The sequence below is a fragment of the Vampirovibrionales bacterium genome (assembly GCA_016712355.1).
In the GTDB taxonomy this organism is placed as follows: domain Bacteria; phylum Cyanobacteriota; class Vampirovibrionia; order Vampirovibrionales; family Vampirovibrionaceae; genus JADJRF01.
This window is the reverse complement of sequence record JADJRF010000005.1, coordinates 812,488-829,987: the sequence shown is the minus strand read 5'-3', so window position 1 is coordinate 829,987 and position 17,500 is coordinate 812,488. Positions and strand designations below refer to the sequence as shown.

Genomic DNA, 17,500 nt, shown 5'->3' with positions numbered 1-17,500 from the left:
CCTAGTAAGACCCATCCCATGATCCGCACGACCCTGCGCTCAGATTTCAGATGCTTCAGGAGCAGCCTGTCCCCATGATGTCCGTCTCCGCCGTCTCTAACGCTGCCTCTCCCGCTGGCGCTGTGTCGCGTCTGAGTCCACCTGCGGCGGTCACGCCGTCACGCTTTGGCGGTGACCGCGACGCGTCGCTTCCGCCGAAAAGCTCGCCCACTAAGCCGACGATTCTGCAGCGCCTCACCGCAGGCGTCAAGGCCATGGGCGCCTATTTTACGCCTGCTGACTGGAAGGCGCACCATTATATTTGGCCCGGCTCACTGCCCGGCGACTTGGCGCTGGGAACCGTGAGCGGCCTGTTGCTGTCGATTCCCCTGCTGGGAATTGGTTCGATTGCCACTATTCCCGCCATGGTGGTGACGTTGATTGCTGTTATGCTGACCTCCCGCTTTATGTCCGCCTGCGGCGACCCGACTGCATCCTTTCCCACACCCTCCAGATCCTTCCTTGCCTGAATCTCCCTAACCCCAAGAGGTTTACCCTTCTATGACGATTTCTGCCCTGACGCCTGCCGCCCGTTTCGCCGGATCGATCCCGTCTGCCGCCACGCCGACGCGCTTCGGTCACCAAGAGGATCATGCCCATGTCCACGGCCCCGGATGCGGCCATTCGCATGCTCACGTCGAAGACGTCGCCGCCACGGGGGATTCACTGCCGCCGCAAACCGTGCCGCTGACCCAGCGTCTCAAGAACTTCTTCGCCCTGCCCACCAGTCCCAACGGCAACTGGAAAGGCAACGCCTGGGTGTCAGGCATCGCAGGCGCCGTCCTCGGCTCGCTGGTGTTGCCAGGTCCCGGCACATTGCTGGGCCTGATGATCGGCTGGGGCCTCAGCTTTATATTCGCGCCGACCACGCCGCCGCCGCCGGTAGAAGCCAACGACGCGCCTCTTGATGCGCCGCATGCTGAGGACAAGCCCGCCGCCAGCGACGTCATCGCCTGATTGTCGAGCCATTATGCCAACGCCCGCCCCGGAAATCAGGGCGGGCGTTTTGGATCCAGATTACGCGGAAGCTTAATCCAGAAAGAACGTCGTGACGATCTTATGCTGCTCTTCGGCGTACTCAATCGTCTTGAGCAGCGTGTGACTGTCATGGAACAGCGTCAGAATCAGTTGCTGACAGGCGTCGACAATCTCGCGATTGCACAGCCAGCTGGCGTCGGCCAGCGTCATCATCGCCCAATCCGGGTGCTCAATGATATTCGGCACGCCGATCAGCTGATTCTGCACGTCCGGCGGCTGTTGACCGATGGTCTGCGGCAGCATCACCTTGAGCTTGTCGGGGTTGGCGCGCATCGCGCCGCGAATCGTTGCGGCGTTGGCCCCAGACGATCCGCCGCTGGTGATCAGCGTATTGCCGTCTTTCACCAGCATGTAGGCCAGCGCTTCAATCAGGTTCTGGTGCGGCAGCGGGATGTTACGGCTGCCAATAATGGCGATATTCTTGACCGGCTGGCGAAACGCGCTGAATTCTGCGGCGAGCTGATCTTCGGGATCCGGGTCGTCGGCCCCCTCATCGCGGTTTTGCACGCTGAGAATCTGTCCGGCTTCCGGCAGATCCGGGTCATCGGCGCGGGCCAAAAGGGTTTTCAGGGACAGGGCGCTGAAAGGGGAAAGGGCGGCGGGCCGCAGTGTTTCTATGTCCATAAAGGGCGAGATCCAACACGCTCCAGGCAGACGCTACGCGCTCAAAGCAAACTTCGCAGAGTGGAAACACGCCGCCTTGCGAGAGGAAAGCGTTACATCCGCCAACAAAACCCGGTTGAGCGGATCTATTATAGTACAATTCCGCTGGAGCGCCAGAGGCGGATTGCCCCGCGCCAGCGTCCCGGCCCCGCCGCGTGATGACAAGGCGCCGGGCGCGACGCGAATCCGCAGCGCGCGCAACCTCGCGCAACTTGAGAAGGACGCAAGCAAGGGATGAGAGAACTCGCCGCACCGGAGGCCGCCATGCTCGACAGCCTCAATCTCGACAGTCTGAACCCGAATCAACGCGCCGCCGTCACGCACGAGACCGGCCCCCTGCTGGTGCTTGCGGGCGCAGGCAGCGGAAAGACGCGCGTCTTGACGCATCGTATCGCGCACATGCTTGCGCGCGGGCTCGAATCGCCTCGAATCTTAGCCGTCACTTTTACGAATAAAGCCGCGCGCGAGATGAAAGAGCGCATTAAAAAGCAGGTCGGCGATCAAGCCGCCCGCGACCTGTGGATTGGCACGTTTCACAGCATGTGCAGCCGCATGCTGCGACGCGATCTCTTGCATTATCAAGCGCAGACGGGCCGCACCTGGACCAATAACTTTGTCATTTACGATCAGAGCGACTCTCAAGGGGCCGTCAAGGCTGCTATTCAAGAGCTGAATCTGGATGATAAGGTCTACAATCCTCGCAATATCCGCTTTCTTATCAGCGAACTCAAAAACAAGCTCATTGACGCCTACGATTACGGCTCTTCTGCCAAGGATTTTCGTTCGGAAAAGCTTGCCCAGATTTACGATGCCTACGAGGCGACGCTCTCGCGCAATAATGCGCTGGATTTCGACGATCTGCTGATGATCACCGTCCGCCTGCTTCAGGCGCGCCCCGACGTGCTGGCGCAATATCACGGACAGTTTGAGCATGTGCTGGTCGATGAGTTCCAGGACACCAATGAGGCGCAGTACGAATGGGTGCGCTTGCTGGTAGAAGGCTGCGCCAAAACCGATCGCAGCGTCGTCGCCCAGCGCGAACTCTGGCGCACGCGCAGTCTGACGGTTGTCGGCGACGTCGATCAATCCATTTATAGCTGGCGCGGGGCCAATTTCCGTATTTGCCTTAACTTCCAGAAAGACTTTCCCGACGCGGCGCTGATCAAACTGCAGGAGAATTACCGCTCCACGGCCAATATTCTGGCGGTCGCCAACGCCATTATTGAAAACAACGCCGATCGCATGCCCAAAGAGCTGCAAGCCGTGCGCGGCGAGGGCGCGCAGACCTTCTGTCTGGAATCGCGCGATGAGATGGATGAAGCGCGCTTTGTGGTCGACAAAATCATCGAGATGGCCGATAAAAGCCAGTGTCAGCGCGGTGATTGCGCGATTCTGTACCGGACAAATTCGCAAAGCCGGGCGATGGAAGACGCCTTCATCGCAAAAGGCATCGGCTACACGATGATCGGGGGCCTCAAGTTCTACGAACGCCGCGAAATCAAGGATATTCTGGCCTATCTGACTGTTATTTTTAACGAGCTGGACAGTTACAGCGTCAAACGCGTCCTCAATGTCCCGGCGCGCGGCATCGGCAAGACGTCGCTGGACTACCTCGAAACCGCCGCCCAGCGCGAGGGCCTCGCGTTGTACCCACTGCTTAAGCGCGCTTCAGACGTCCCCGAGATGAAGCCAAAGGCGCTGAAGTCCATTGCGGCTTTCGTGGCCGTTTTAGAGACCCTCAAGGCCGATGCGCAGGAAATGGCGCTGGATGCGCTGATTCTGGCCATCCTTGAAAAAACGGGCCTTTATGAGGCGCTGCGCCTGGAAGACCCCACTGACGCAGAAGGCCGCGTCGCCAACGTCGAAGAATTCGTCAACGTCGCGCGCCGCTTCCTGCAGGAAAATCCCGGCGGCGAGCTGGTGGATTTTCTGACGCAGATGGCCTTGCTCAGCGATATCGACACCGCAGAACCTGCCGAAAACAAGCCTGTCCTGATGACACTGCACGCGGCCAAGGGCCTGGAATACCCCGTGGTGTTTCTGGTCGGGCTGGAAGAAGGCCTGTTTCCGCACGCGCGCGCGCTGGCCGATAAAGACGGCATGGAAGAAGAGCGCCGCCTGATGTATGTCGGCGTCACCCGCGCCGAAGAGCGCCTGTTTATGAGCTTTACGCGTCGGCGCATGGTCTTCGGCGAGTTGCGCTATTCCAAACCAAGCCGCTTTCTGTCGGAAATTCCCACGCATTTGCTGTCGGGCTCTTACAGTCTGGATCGTGACGCCGCCCCCTTGCCGCGCCGCGATGAAACGTCTCGCCCGGCAGGATCCGCATTGGGCCGCGCGGGCGGCAGTTTGAGCCCAGAGGGCGGCTCTCTGTCATCGGCGCGCCCGGCCGTTGCTCGCCCCGGCGGCGGATCGTCGGCGGGCAGTGGTCCGGCGCGGGCCACGCGCAGTTTTCAGGGGACCGCCGGCATTCTGAAAACCGGCCAGCGCGTGCGCCATCCCCGCTTTGGCGATGGCGTCGTCGAGCAGGTGATTGCCACCGGCGAGCGCGCTCTGTATAACATCCAGTTCGACAAAATCGAGGGCAAGAAACTCCTCGATCCGCGCTACGTCAAGCTCGAAGCGCTGTAAGCGCCAATAACAAACGCTATTCTGTGAAAAATCGCCGAATAAACGTTTTATTGCCAAGCGCCTCGGGATCGATTAGGTCCTTCGACAAGGCTTGGCCGTACTCGCCCATGAGCTGATGGCGAAAACGCAGGTTGGGTTCTTGCGCCTGAAGCGTCAGGCGGCGCGGATCATCGTTGACGCGCGGTAATTTCGCCGCCCATTCCCGAATCAGCGCATTGCTATGAGGAAACAGGTCGGCATTGGCCGGATCCAGACGCGTGTCGATAGGGATACGCCGGGCCTGCATTTCTTCGGCTATCGCTTCAAACGAATTGCGGCCGAAGACGTGACGGGCGACCTGATCCGCAAAGGTTTCTTCACTGCCGCGAAGGGAGGCCTTCAGGCCCTCTTCTTCAAGAAGCCCGTCGAGCGAACCTTGCGGATGCTCTGTCGGCTGCGCAGGAGGGGGCGCCGCCGGTCGCAACAGTCCAGCGTCGCGCAAGACGCGCACATGCTCAATATCGGCAAGATAAGCCTGTTGATACGCATGCGATTCATTCAGAGAATCAGCGACGCCTTTTTCAGACGGATTGGACTGATAACCCACGTGGTGCGCCAGCTCATGATACAGGATCCCGCGCGTCACGGCCTCTGGAAACGCGTCAAGATCCATCTCGTCGCCCAGACGCGCGCCGCGCGGCAGCGGAAATGTTTGCGGCATCGCCAGATACGGATAATGGCCCGCGTACGAGAAGCCCCTTGGGAAATAACCGGGCAGCCCCTCCCCAAGCAGAGCCTTCAGCTTGTCAGGAGGCGTATGAAGGGCCGCAGGCGGAACTTGTGAGAGAGTTGTCGATACGCCGATGACCAGCGTGTCCGCCAGAAAGCGCTTCATGCCGGGCCTTAATCCCGCCAGCGCCTGATCCACCGCGTTGCGATGAGACGGCGCCGTCCCCTGCGCCAGATAAACAGGCACGCCCTGAAGCTGCGCGTTTGTATAGCCCGATTGCCGTAACCATTCCAGAGTCGCCATGTCACGGTCTCACCCCATCGAAAAAAGATTATATAAATATAGAAACTGTTGAGTTGAATTTGATGCCATCCGCGCGCGGCCTTACAATGGCAACATGGACCCTGTGAGCGATCGTCTCCCCAATATCAGCCCGCTGCTGAATCCGGGTGTGGATAAACCCGCGCGGCTGCGTCGACTGCTGAACAGCGGCCAGCCTCTGGCGTTGCCGGGAGCCTTTAACGCCATCAGCGCGCAAATTATCGAAGCCGTGGGCTTTGACGCCGTTTACGTCTCGGGCGCAGGCCTCAACAACGGCGTGGCGGGCTACCCGGATATCGGCATGCTGGGACTGGAAGAGATGGCGCAACTGGCCGGATTCATCGCCCGCGCCACCCATTTGCCCGCTATCGCCGACGCCGATACCGGGTTCGGCGAGGCCGCCCAGACCTTTCGCGCCACACAAAGCTATGAGCGCCAAGGGCTGGCAGGATTCCATCTTGAGGATCAGGTGTTCCCAAAGCGTTGCGGCCATCTGGAGGGTAAAACGCTGATACCGGCCGAAGCCATGGCCGAAAAAATCCGCGCGGCGGTCGCCGCCCGTCTCAACCCGGATTTCCTGATTATTGCGCGAACCGACGCGCGCGCCGTCGAGGGGCTGGAGGCGGCTCTTGCGCGGGCGCAAACGTATCTGGCGGCGGGCGCTGACATGATTTTTCCCGAGGCGTTAACCACCCCCGGCGAATTTGAGACCTTTGCTCAAGGCCTGCGCGCCCGTTATCCCGCGGCGTTGCTGCTGGCCAATATGACCGAATTCGGTAAGACGCCCCTGCTGACGCTTTCCGATTTCGCCGCGATCGGGTATAATGCCGTACTATATCCAATGACGGCGTTTCGGGTGATGATGCGCGCGGTGGAAGACGCGATGCGCCAGTTGCGACGCGACGGCGGCCAGGCCGGATTGTTATCGCGCATGACGGATCGCAAGGCGCTTTACGCCCTGCTGCGGTATCCCGCTTACGACGCCTTGGGTCATGGCGACGCGACGACGCGCGACGCGCCCTAAAAACAGCGATCATCAAGAGGTTGGGATCTTGGAGCGCCCATCAGAATGCGCTCTGACAGAGCCGCGCAATGGCGCTCCCTCGATCCATCATCGGCAACTGGGCGCCATTAGCGCGCAGGCATTGAGGTCCCTCTGGCGTAGGAGGCGTTTCTATGGCATTATGGGCATCTGCAAAAAAGGCGTCTGCGGCGACGGCCTCTGATGGGGGGAGCGCTGCGAGCCATGTCGCGTCCGCCTCGCGGATACGCGCGCTTCAACGGGTTTTAGCCGCCTATGCGGCCGATCAGGCGCACGAGCGCCGCCGATTTTATTGTACAGTCCAAACGGAAGGGAAGCTCACGTCCATGTCTACCCAATCTTCTTACAGCCCCGGGCTTGAAGGCGTTATCGCAGGAGAAACAGCCCTGTCGTTTGTCAACCCCGAACGCAGCAGCCTGATGTACCGCGGCTACGATATTCGCGATCTGGCCGAGAAGTCCACTTATGAAGAAGTGGCCTACATGCTGCTTCACGGCCGCCTGCCGCGTCAAAACGAGTACGAGCATTTCTGCGATCAGCTCAAAAAAGGCCGCGAGCCGCGCAAAGAAGTCATCGACTTTATGCGCCTGTTCCCCGCCAACGGCAATATCATGGATCTGGTGCGTTCGGCCGTCTCGGTGCTGGCCCTGTATGACATCGACGTTGACGACAACGCCAAACTCGCCAATCAGCGCAAAGCCATTCGCCTGACCGCCGTCTTCCCGACGCTGGTGGCCTATAGCTACCGCTTGACCCGCGGTCTGTCCATTATCGCCCCGGATCCGGCGCTGGGCCATGGGGCCAACTTCCTGTACATGCTCACCGGCGAGCGCCCGGACGAAAGTACCGAGAAAATCTTTGATATCACCCTCATCGCTTACGCCGATCACGGCTTTAACGCCTCGACGTTTGCCGCGCGCGTGACGGCTTCTACGCTGGCCGATATGCATGCGGCCGTGGTTTCTGCCATCGGCGCTTTAAAAGGACCGCTGCACGGCGGCGCCAATGAGGAAGCGATGAAGATGCTGCTGGAGATCGGCGCGCCGGAAAACGCCGAACAGTACATCCTCAATGCGCTGGCCCACCGCCAGAAAATCATGGGCTTCGGTCACCGCGCTTACAAAAGCGGCGATCCGCGGGCCACGCTGCTCTTTAATCTGGCCAAGCAGCTCTGCGACCAGAAAGGGCAGGAAATCTGGCACCAGATCGCCACGGTGGTGCGCGATACGATGCACCGCGAAAAGAACATCTTCGCCAACGTCGATTTCCCCACGGCCTACCTGTATTACGTGATGGGCCTGCCGATGGAAATCTACACGCCGATCTTCGCGCTGGCGCGCGTGGCGGGCTGGACGGCGCACGTGATCGAGCAACACGATCACAACCGCCTGATTCGTCCCTCGGTGATCTATAACGGCCCGTTGCATCTGGATTATCCCGATATGGACGAGCGCAACGCCCCGGCGGCGGTCGCGGCCGCGCCCTCAGCGTAGGCGACCCTCTTCTCTCCGTCTTCTTCCTGCTGCTGATTCATCTCGCGCCCGTCGATCTGGCGATCGGCGGGTTTGCGTTTGGGTTTAATGCGCCGCTCGGGCGGTCGATTTGCGCAGATAGGCGCCCGTCACGCTCTGCTCGCACGCCTGAAGCCCCGTCAAATCGCCCTGATACACAATCTGGCCGCCTTCTTCGCCGCCATCCGGGCCGAGATCCAGCACGTGGTCCGCATGGGCGATAAAATCGAGATTATGCTCAATGGCGATCACCGAATGGCCATCGTCCAGCAGACGGCGCATGACCGATACGAGCGTCTCGATATCGCTGAGGTGCAGGCCCGTGGTGGGCTCGTCGAACAGAAACAGCAGCGGGTCGCCGACGCTGGCGCGCCCTTCTGCTTTGAGGTACGTCGCAAGCTTCAGACGCTGAGCCTCGCCGCCTGAGAGCGTCGCGGTCGATTGCCCCAGCCGCAGATACCCCAGCCCGATATCCAGCAGGGGCTTGAGCCGGTTGCGAATCGCGGGCGCGGTTTTAAAGAAGGCGATCGCTTCGCTGACAGTCATGCCCAGGACGTCATCAATGGCGCGGCCAAACAAATCGACCGACAGCACGCGGCGCTGATAGCGACGGCCCTGGCACTCGGGACAGCGCATGGTGACATCCGCCATAAACTGCATATCGACGGTGATGACGCCCAGCCCTTCGCATTTTTCGCAGCGCCCGCCGGCGGCGTTAAACGAGAAATCGCCCGGCGTCAGGCCAAGCACCTTGGCTTTGCGCGAGGCGGCAAAGAGCTTGCGAATCTCATCAAACGCCTTCATCAGCGTGACGGGATTGGATCGCATCGAGCGCGCTGGCGGCGATTGATCGGCTAGAATCAGATCCCGAAAACGCGTCAGTCCGCGCAATTCGCGGCAGGCAACGGCGTCCAGCTCCAGCGATTCGCCGCGCTGATGGCGATATCCCGTATACAGCGCGCCCGTAATCAGCGACGACTTGCCCGAGCCCGACACGCCGCTGACGCACACCAGACGATTGAGGGGCAGCCGTACGCTGAGATCGCGCAAATTATGGCCGGTCGCCCCGATGATTTCAATGGCGGGCCCTTCGTCTTCTGGACGCCAGACGCTGGCCGACAACCGCCGGGACTCGCGCGTCTGGCGACGCGTCAGCCATTGACCTGTTTGCGACTGCGCGGCGGCCAGTAAGCCTGGCCAATCGCCTTCATACATGATATAGCCGCCCTCATCGCCGCCGCTGGGGCCCAGATCCAGCAGATGATCCGCCGCGCGCATCACGTCCGGATCATGCTCGACGATGGCCAGCGTATTGCCGTTATCGCGCAGGGCGGTCATCACGGTCAGCAGGCGCTCGGTATCACGCGCGTGCAGGCCGACGGTGGGTTCATCGAGTACGTAAAGCGTATCGGTCAGTGCGCTGCCCAGCGCCGCCGACAGGTGAATCCGCTGGGCTTCGCCGCCCGAGAGCGTCCGCATCTGGCGATCGAGCGTCAGATAGTGCAGCCCGACCGAATCCAGATAGCGCAGGCGATTGACGATCTCGCTCAAGGGACGTTCGGCCGCCTCGCGCTGACGGCTGGAAATACGGGCGGAAAAAGCCTCAAACCACGCCAGTAAGGCCCGAACCGAGCGTTTCGAGAGATCATGAATCGACGGCGCGTCGGCGGGCGTCTCGTCTTCGCCGCAGAGGCGTACGGCGAGGGCATCGGCTCGTAGACGAGAGCCCAGACACTCGGGGCAGTCATAATAGCCGCGATAGCGCGCCAGCGTGACGCGCACATGGACTTTATAGCGCTTGGTTTCCAGCCATTCGAAGAACGCGCGCGCGCCGGGATAATCGCCTTTGCCGTTAATCACCAGCGATTTTTGCGTGTCGCTGAGGGTTTCATAGGGCGCATCCAGAGGGATTTTCGCCTTTCTGGCGGCTTTCAGTAACAGGTCTTGCAACTCGGCGTTGGCAGGCGTGGTGAAGGGATGCACCGCGCCTTCGGCCAGCGACAGCGCGCGATTGGGAATCACCTTGTCCATATCCAGCCCGATAATGCGCCCAAAGCCCTGGCAAGCCGCGCACGCCCCAAACGGGTGATTAAACGAAAAGTGATGCGCTGTCAGCGCGGGCCGCTCCCGCAGCTCAAAGCGCAGCCATTCGCCCGTGTCGGCGCGCAGGGCGACGCAGCGGTTTTGTCCGGTCTTCAGCGCGTTGGCGATGGACTCTTCCAGACGATAACCCGCCTGCTCCGGGGTGAGGCTGAGACGATCGATCACCGCCAGCGCGGTTTCATCAGGGCGCGGCGCATCGGCGCAGGCGTCCAGTTCGTGAATCTCGCCATCGCGCCACAGCCGAAAATACCCGGCCTCGCGCAATGCGTGCGTCCACAACGGCGATTCCTGCCGGCGCTCGGGCGCGATGGGAGCCAATAGCGTCAGGCGGGTTTTGGCGGGCAGCGCGCGTAATGCTGCCAGCAGGGCGGGCATATCGGCGACCGCGCGCCATTCGTCGCCCGTTGGCTCTACCCCGCGTCCCAGCGCAGCAAATAACAGGCGCAGGTAATCGAGAATCTCGGTGGCCGTGCCCACGGTTGAGCGGGCGTTGCGCACGCGATTCTTCTGCTCGAGAGCAATGGCGGGCAGAATATGCTCAATGGCCTCGACATCCGGCTTCTCGATGCGCTCCAGAAATTGGCGCGCATAAGACGACATCGATTCCACGTATCGTCGCTGGCCTTCGGCATACAGGGTATCGAAGGCCAGCGACGACTTGCCCGAGCCGGACACGCCCGTGATCACCGTAATCGCCCGGTGCGGAATCACGCAGCTAATGGTTTTCAGGTTATGCGTACGGGCCCCGCGCACCAGAATCGCCCGCCGGACGTTGCGCCCGCGCGGCTCGTCAGAAGTTAAAGAAGACGCGGGAGAAGACGCCATACGCGCGCAAGGCTCCACTGACAGGGAAATGAGACGCAGGGTGGAGATGAAAGTCTACACGCCTCTTACTATCGTCTCTATTGTGCCGGAAACGGCCGCCGCTGGCGAGCGACTGCCGAGCGGCGAGGCGCGACTTGTCAAAAGTCAAGGCGCGCGCCGCCCGAACTGCGCTACGCTGAAAACCGCGCTGAGCAACCTTGCTGCGCGCAATTGAGTCGCTTGAGGGGCGTTTCCTGCATCATACTTGAATCGCCCCCGCCATTCGGCGATGATCCCAGACGCCCGCTCTCGTTAAAGGATTCCGACATGAAGCATATTGATGAAGGCCGCATCGCCGACTTGCGCGAACAGGGCCGCCGCGCCAGCCGCGCCGATATTCTGGCCATTCTGGAGAAATCCCGCGCGCTCAAGCGTCTGACGATCGCCGAAACCGCCGCCCTGTTAGCGGTTGAAGACGCCGACCTGCGCGAGCGCCTGTTTGAGACCGCCCGCTGGGTCAAGGACGCCATTTACGGCAAACGCGTCGTCCTGTTCGCCCCGCTCTACGTCAGTAACTTTTGCGTCAACCAATGCCTTTACTGCGGTTTTCGCAACGATAATGACGATTTGCCGCGCAAGGCCCTGTCGATGGAAGAAGTCGCCGAGCAAACCCGCTGGCTGCTCAAGCGCGGGCATATGCGCGCGCTTCTGGTGGCTGGAGAATCTGCGCCGCCGGGCATGCGCCCCATCGATTACCTTACCCAATGCATTGAGACCATCTACGCCACCCAGGTCGGGCCGTTTCGCATCAAGCGCATTAACGTTAACTGCGCGCCCTTGAGCGTCGACGATTTCAAAAAGCTGAAAGCTGCTGGTATCGGGACGTATCAGCTTTTTCAGGAAACCTATCACGACGCCACCTATCGCGCCGTTCATGTTCGGGGTCCCAAAAGCGACCCGGATCGTCGTCTCGACGCCATCAACCAGGCCTTCGAAGCGGGGCTGGACGATTACGGCGTCGGCGTCCTCTACGGTCTCTACGACTACCAGTTCGAAACGCTGGCGATGATGCAGCATATCGAGTATCTGGAAACCACGCTGGGCGTCGGCCCGCATACGATTTCGATGCCCCGAATCGAGCCCGCGCAAGGCGTCGCTTATGCCGATAACCCGCCAGCGCCTGTCAGCGACGATGATTTCCGAAAGATCGTCGCCGTCCTGCGTCTGGCCGTGCCGTATACCGGTTTGATTCTGTCGACGCGCGAGACGCCGACGCTGCGCGATCAATTGCTGGATCTGGGCATTTCGCAAATCAGCGCCGAATCGGCCACAGCCCCCGGCGGTTACGGCGATGACGAAGCGCCCGAGCTGACCCGCCGCACGCAAGCGCTGGTCGCCCTGTTGAGCGGCGAAGCGCCTACTGCGGACCCGCTTCCCGTTTCTGCGGTCGCTGCCGCCTCTCCTCCGCCTAATGGCGCCGGCGGTCAGTTCATGACCAGCGATCAGCGCACGCTCGATGAAGTCGTCCTGGCCCTGATGGAAAAAGATTACACGCCGAGCTTTTGCGCGGCCTGTTATCGCAAGGGGCGTACCGGCGAGGTCTTTATGCATCTGGCCCAGCCCGGCGCCATTAAAATGCAGTGCGGCGTCAACTCGCTGGCCACGTTGCAGGAATACCTGCTGGATTTCGCCTCCGACGAGGTGAAAACCGCTGGCAAGGCCTTTATCGAGCGCGCCATGACTCAGATTGACGAGCCCAGCCGTCGCAAGGTCGAGCAACTGTTCGCCCGCATCGCCGCTGGCGAGCGCGACGTCTACGTGTAGCGAGGGCGGCGGCTTGTGACAAGCATCGCGATCGACGCGTCCAAGTCCCGGGTGGCGGCGCGTTTGTACGAAGAGCGGGCCGCGCTGGACGACGACGCCTGCCGAGCGCTGTTGTTGACCTGCCTGCGCTGGGACGATCCCGCCGACGTCGCCCGCCTGCTGGGCGTCGCCGACGAGGTTCGCCGTCAGCATAAAGGTGACGGGATTCTGCTGCGCGGGATTGTCGAGTTTTCCAACCAGTGCCAGAATGCCTGCCATTACTGCGGCCTGTTTCGCGAAAACGCGGACCTGCCGCGCTATCATCTCGATGACGAGGCCATTTTCCACGCGGTTGAGATGATTGCGGGCTTTGGGATTCAAACCGTCGTGCTGCAATCCGGCGAAACCGACGATGACCGTCCCGAGCGCGTCGCCGGGTGGATTCGCCGTATCAAGGCGCAATTCCCGTCGATGGCCGTGACCCTTTCTCTGGGCGAAAAATCTGCCGGCACGCTGGCCCTGTGGCGCGCAGCGGGGGCCGATCGCTACCTGCTCAAGATCGAGACGACGGATCCCGAGCTGTACGCCGCGATGCACCCCGGCATGAGCCTGTCGCAGCGGATGGCTTGCCATCAAACCCTCTTATCGCAGGGCTACCAAACCGGCAGCGGCGGTATTGTGGGCCTGCCCGGTCAAAGCTGCGAGTCGCTGGCCGGGGACCTGCTGTATCACCGGCGCTGGCAGTTTCAAATGACCAGCGTCAGCCCGCTCATTCCGCACCCGGCGACGCCTCTGGCGGACTTGGCGCCCGGCGATCTTGATCTGACGCTGAAAGTCATCGCGCTGATGCGTCTGCTGGTGCCCGACGCCAATTCCCCCGCAACCACGGCTATGGGGAGCATGCAGGGCGTCGATAACCGCCCGCGCGCCTTACAGGCGGGCGCCAACGTCATTATGCTGAATTTCACTCCCCCGGCCTATAAAAAGCAGTATGAGATTTACCCGGGCAAGCGCTGCCTCAACGAAGCCTTTTGCGCCGTCGCCTGTATCGAGAAGATGGCCGCCGGTATTGGCCGCCATGTGGATTTCGCCGCTGGCCATGCGCGCGTCGGCTTGCCCGCTTCCTGAAAAATCCCGCTTAAAAAAAGCCCGACAAAGCGACGTCGGGCAACTCAAGTGGGTTCTTTTTTAGTGAGGGGGAAATTAAAAAATCCAACAAGCTGAAAAGGCTACAAAAGCCCCGGGCGCGCCATCATCGCGCGGAAATTCATTGGCCCCAGCCTAGCGAAATCGGGCGCGGGTGTCAACCTAACTCTGGTTAGTAACATCGGGCGACTCTGCCCGCTCATTCCTCGCTCTTGCGACGATCCTGCGGCGTCCGTCCTTGGCGCATCGACCGCTCTGGCACGCCTGCCCCTGCGCAAGCGTTGATCAACGCTGTCTGTGGCTCGTCTCAAGGCGCGCCGCATCTGCCGCGATTGATCTCCAATGCCTTACCGGATCCGGTATTTTGATCTGACTCGCACCTTGCCCTGTCTCCTGAAACTGCCCTGAAGCTGTCCTGAAGCCGTGGGCCGGGCCTTATAAATCTTAAGATTTAAACACTAGACAAATATAGATATATGCAGTATTGTACTAGTATTGCTATGTGTTTGATGTCTGGCTCGCTTTCCGGGGTTCTGGTTTTAAAATTCTGGACGGGTTGATGCCTGGCGTTTTGCCTTCTGGAGGTATTCTGTCGTGTCTGTCACGCTGATGCGTTCGCGACCTGCCCTGTTTTTCATGACCCTCATGAAAGACGGCCAGCGGATGCGTGATCTCACCCGCGCCGTTTTTCATGCCCCACAACAAGCCGTCTTCGCCTGGGCCCGCGGCCTTTGCCCCGCGCGTCGAAACGACATTCCCGTCTCCAGACGCCGCCCGCTCAACTGCGCCGATTCATGGCGCGCTCCCGATCTCGCGTCCACAACGGGCAGCGTCGAAGCCGACTGCAGGCAGGCGGCTTCAGCAGCGGTTCTGAAACCCGCCGCGCGCCGTCCGGCCTCGCGCGCGATCCCGCGGCAGACGTTAGCCCCCGCTGCGGTTTGCAGTCGGCAAACGCCGCGCGCGGCGCTCTCTCCCACCCAGGTTTTACAACGCTGGCTCACGCGCAAGACCTTCTGGCGGCGCCATCACGCCATGACAGGGCGCGATGGGCGCATTGCCCTGCTGGATGACGTCTGTGGGGCGGCGTTTACGAACACGAGCGCGATGCAGCGACGGCGTCGCCTCGAACGGATGCTGCGCCCACGCAATGAGCGAAAAAGGGACCCATGGCGCGCAACCCAAGCCAACCGGCGTTCTGACGGCGGGCGTTTCTGGCGCTTCGCCCTTACGCCTGCGTCTTCACAATCCGTCGATGCCCCAAGCGCCGCTGCCCGCTATCTCCATGACAGAAGCCCGCCCCAAAAGCTGCCCCGCGCGGCATTCTTAAAAAGAGGCTAGCGCTTCAGGCCCTTAACGCCCCAGCCAATCGGCGGCCGTCCCCTCAGGACAAGCGGTCCAGCGGGGTGGACGGACTGTCGGGACCGTTGGCCGGACGTAAGCCCAACTCATCCTGCGCCAGAATCATACGCTGAATCTGGCTGGTTCCCTCATACAGGGTGAGCACGCGCGCGTCCCGGTACAGGCGCGCCACGGGATATTCTTCGGAATACCCATATCCGCCGAAAATTTGAACGGCGTTATAAGCGGCGCGATTGGCGGCTTCCGAGCAAAACAGCTTGGCCATCGACGTCTCGCGCGTATTGCGAACGCCGAGATCCTTTTTATGCGCCGCCCGCAGCACCAGCAGGCGGCCCGCTTCGGCGTCCACCGCCATATCAGCGATCATCGACTGAATCATCTGGAACTGGCCTATCTTCTGACCAAAGGCCTCACGCTGGCGCGCGTACTGCGTACAGGCGTCAATACACGCCTGAATCACGCCCACGCCGCCTGCCGCGACACTGAACCGCCCCTGATCCAGGCAGTACATAGCAACCTTAAACCCTTGCCCGACGTCTCCCAAGCGTTGAGAGTCGGCGACGCGGACGTTTTCCAGAAACAATTCCGCCGTATCAGAGCTTTTTAACCCCAACTTGGGATGAATCGCCCGCGCGCTGAAACCGGGAGAATCGGTATCTACCAGAAACGCCGCCATGCCGCGCGTTCCAAGCGCCGGATCGGTCTGAGCAATGATAATCGCCAGATGCGCGATGCTGCCGTTGGAAATCCAGGTTTTCTGGCCGTTGAGCGTCCAGTGATCGCCGTCTCGCGTGGCCGTCGTCTGCTGATTAGCCGCATCGCTTCCAGCATTGGGTTCTGTCAGGCCAAAACAGCCGATGCACTCGCCGCTAGCGAGCGCAGGCAGGTAACGCGCCTTCTGTTCAGCCGTACCAAAGGCCAGTAGCGGCTTTTCGACCAACGAGATTTGCACCGAAAACAGGGTCCGGGTCGAGGAACAGACGCGCGCAATGGCTTCGGTCATCAGCGCATAGGCGATGTGGTCCACGCCCTGGCCGCCGTATTCTTCTGGCAGGATAGCCCCAAAGAAGCCCTGCTCGGCGATTAGCCCCAGCAACTCGCGATCAAAGCGCTCCAGCCGGTCATTTTGCGCCACGCGCGGGGCAATCTCGCGATCCGCAAACGCATTGGCCCAGCGCCAGATTTCGCGCTGAGACTCGCTGAGGGTAAAATCCATGGCGCCCGCCTCCCGTCCAAGCCGTTACCCCTCTATTATAGGCCCTGTAGGCGCAACGCCATCTTTCAGCCGGACGATTTTGCGTGTCGTCGCGCTTTCGTGCTACCCTGTGGCTCTGCGCGCAAGGGTTTCCCTCACTGGGCGCAGGCGGGCGAGCGCAAGGCAAGCCCGCAGGAGTTCATACATAAAGTAAGGAGTTGAGAAGATGTCTACCCCTGAACGTCAAGGCGTCATTACCTTTAAAGGCAACCCGCTTACCCTGTTGGGCGCGGACGTGGCCGTTGGCGCCAAAGCCCCGGATTTCACCGTTCTGGCCAATGACCTGTCGCCCGTCACGCTGCAAAGCGGCCAGGGCAAAACGCGTCTGGTCGTCTGCGTGCCGTCGCTCGATACGCCCGTGTGCGATACCGAAGCGCGCCGCTTTAACGAAGAAGCCGCCAAACTGAGCAACGTCGAGACGCTGGTCGTCAGCATGGATCTGCCGTTCGCCCAGAGCCGCTGGTGCGGCGCAGCTGGCGTCAACAACGTCCAATCGGCGTCGGATCACCGCGACGCCTCGTTCGGCGTGAACTATGGCGTCCTCATTAAAGAGCTGCGCTTGCTCGCGCGGGCGATTTTCGTGATTAACGCCGATAACACGGTCGTTTACAAGGAAATCGTCCCGGAAGTGACGTCAGAACCCAACTACGAAGCCGCCTTGAAGGCCGCTGCCAACGCGCAGCCCGCAGGCGTCCGCTAAGGGTTCTTTCCCGAGCTTACGGCCTTATGGCTCCCAAAGCCCTCTCGTGTTCACCGGCGAGGGGGCTTTGGCCTTGCGGCAAGCCAATCACCAATCCTGACGCCCTAAAGAAAACGCTCCCGTTGAGGGGAGCGCCGCTCTCGTTAAAGGGGGATTCATACGAGTAAGGGGGGGTGTTACACAAGCAAGCTGTATTCGGGCGCAAGGGCCGCAAGGGAAGCTTTTGTCGAAAGCGCGCGTCACAAGACCCCGCCTTCGGCAGAAACGCCCGATGCGCCTGAGCATGCCCAGCAGACTCCTCTCATGAGTCTTGCCCGCTCTCCTGAATCGGCCTTTGGCCTCCGCCTGCCGGTCCCCGGCGTCGATTCAAGTGGTG

Annotated in this window: 14 protein-coding genes; 10 read left to right on the top strand and 4 right to left on the bottom strand. The window is 61.1% G+C overall.

Annotated features, from left to right (window positions below; translation table 11 throughout):
• The first annotated feature begins 74 nt into the window (after positions 1-74).
• Both IPK79_05190 and IPK79_05185 read left to right on the top strand, forming a co-directional pair.
• Entirely contained in the window at positions 75-509 is a 435-nt protein-coding gene (locus IPK79_05190; GenBank protein MBK8189827.1) for a hypothetical protein, read from the top strand.
• Positions 510-540: 31 nt separating this feature from the next.
• A complete protein-coding gene (locus IPK79_05185) occupies positions 541-996 on the top strand; it encodes a hypothetical protein (protein MBK8189826.1) in 456 nt (151 codons plus the stop codon).
• A gap of 72 nt (positions 997-1,068) precedes the next feature.
• On the opposite strand, the gene IPK79_05180 is transcribed toward IPK79_05185, so the two are convergent.
• Entirely contained in the window at positions 1,069-1,584 is a 516-nt protein-coding gene (locus tag IPK79_05180) for a DNA-processing protein DprA (GenBank protein MBK8189825.1), read from the bottom strand.
• A gap of 390 nt (positions 1,585-1,974) precedes the next feature.
• Here IPK79_05180 and IPK79_05175 point away from each other — a divergent pair, with 390 nt between their 5' ends.
• Entirely contained in the window at positions 1,975-4,371 is a 2,397-nt protein-coding gene (locus tag IPK79_05175; protein MBK8189824.1) for a UvrD-helicase domain-containing protein, read from the top strand.
• A gap of 16 nt (positions 4,372-4,387) precedes the next feature.
• Here the strand turns inward: IPK79_05175 and IPK79_05170 are convergent, their stop codons facing one another.
• The gene (locus IPK79_05170; protein MBK8189823.1) at positions 4,388-5,383 is read right to left on the bottom strand and encodes a hypothetical protein; all 996 of its coding nucleotides are present in this window, start codon (positions 5,381-5,383) and stop codon (positions 4,388-4,390) included.
• Positions 5,384-5,477: 94 nt separating this feature from the next.
• On the opposite strand from IPK79_05170, the gene IPK79_05165 reads away from it, so the two are divergent.
• Positions 5,478-6,425 carry an isocitrate lyase/phosphoenolpyruvate mutase family protein gene (locus IPK79_05165; protein MBK8189822.1) on the top strand — a complete coding sequence of 316 codons (948 nt, stop codon included), beginning with the start codon at positions 5,478-5,480 and terminating at the stop codon, positions 6,423-6,425.
• 344 nt (positions 6,426-6,769) lie between these two features.
• Positions 6,770-7,936, top strand: coding sequence for a citrate synthase (locus tag IPK79_05160; protein ID MBK8189821.1), 1,167 nt, complete (start codon positions 6,770-6,772; stop codon positions 7,934-7,936).
• Positions 7,937-8,020: 84 nt separating this feature from the next.
• Here IPK79_05160 and uvrA read toward each other — a convergent pair whose 3' ends face one another.
• Positions 8,021-10,882 carry an excinuclease ABC subunit UvrA gene (gene uvrA / locus IPK79_05155; GenBank protein ID MBK8189820.1) on the bottom strand — a complete coding sequence of 954 codons (2,862 nt, stop codon included), beginning with the start codon at positions 10,880-10,882 and terminating at the stop codon, positions 8,021-8,023.
• A 46-nt stretch (positions 10,883-10,928) separates the two neighbouring features.
• Here uvrA and IPK79_05150 point away from each other — a divergent pair, with 46 nt between their 5' ends.
• The 4 genes from IPK79_05150 to IPK79_05135 all read left to right on the top strand — a co-directional run bounded on the left by IPK79_05150 (position 10,929) and on the right by IPK79_05135 (position 15,148).
• Entirely contained in the window at positions 10,929-11,096 is a 168-nt protein-coding gene (locus IPK79_05150) for a hypothetical protein (protein MBK8189819.1), read from the top strand.
• Between the two features lie 92 nt (positions 11,097-11,188).
• Positions 11,189-12,685 carry a [FeFe] hydrogenase H-cluster radical SAM maturase HydG gene (gene hydG, locus IPK79_05145; GenBank protein MBK8189818.1) on the top strand — a complete coding sequence of 499 codons (1,497 nt, stop codon included), beginning with the start codon at positions 11,189-11,191 and terminating at the stop codon, positions 12,683-12,685.
• 15 nt (positions 12,686-12,700) lie between these two features.
• Positions 12,701-13,792, top strand: a complete 1,092-nt coding sequence (hydE, locus tag IPK79_05140) for a [FeFe] hydrogenase H-cluster radical SAM maturase HydE (GenBank protein ID MBK8189817.1) — start codon at positions 12,701-12,703, stop codon at positions 13,790-13,792.
• Between the two features lie 612 nt (positions 13,793-14,404).
• Positions 14,405-15,148, top strand: coding sequence for a hypothetical protein (locus IPK79_05135; GenBank protein MBK8189816.1), 744 nt, complete (start codon positions 14,405-14,407; stop codon positions 15,146-15,148).
• A 43-nt stretch (positions 15,149-15,191) separates the two neighbouring features.
• Here the strand turns inward: IPK79_05135 and IPK79_05130 are convergent, their stop codons facing one another.
• The gene (locus IPK79_05130; protein ID MBK8189815.1) at positions 15,192-16,385 is read right to left on the bottom strand and encodes an acyl-CoA dehydrogenase family protein; all 1,194 of its coding nucleotides are present in this window, start codon (positions 16,383-16,385) and stop codon (positions 15,192-15,194) included.
• A gap of 205 nt (positions 16,386-16,590) precedes the next feature.
• On the opposite strand from IPK79_05130, the gene tpx reads away from it, so the two are divergent.
• Positions 16,591-17,124 (top strand): thiol peroxidase, encoded by a 534-nt coding sequence (tpx, locus tag IPK79_05125; protein MBK8189814.1) that lies wholly within the window; start codon positions 16,591-16,593, stop codon positions 17,122-17,124.
• Positions 17,125-17,500 lie beyond the last annotated feature (376 nt).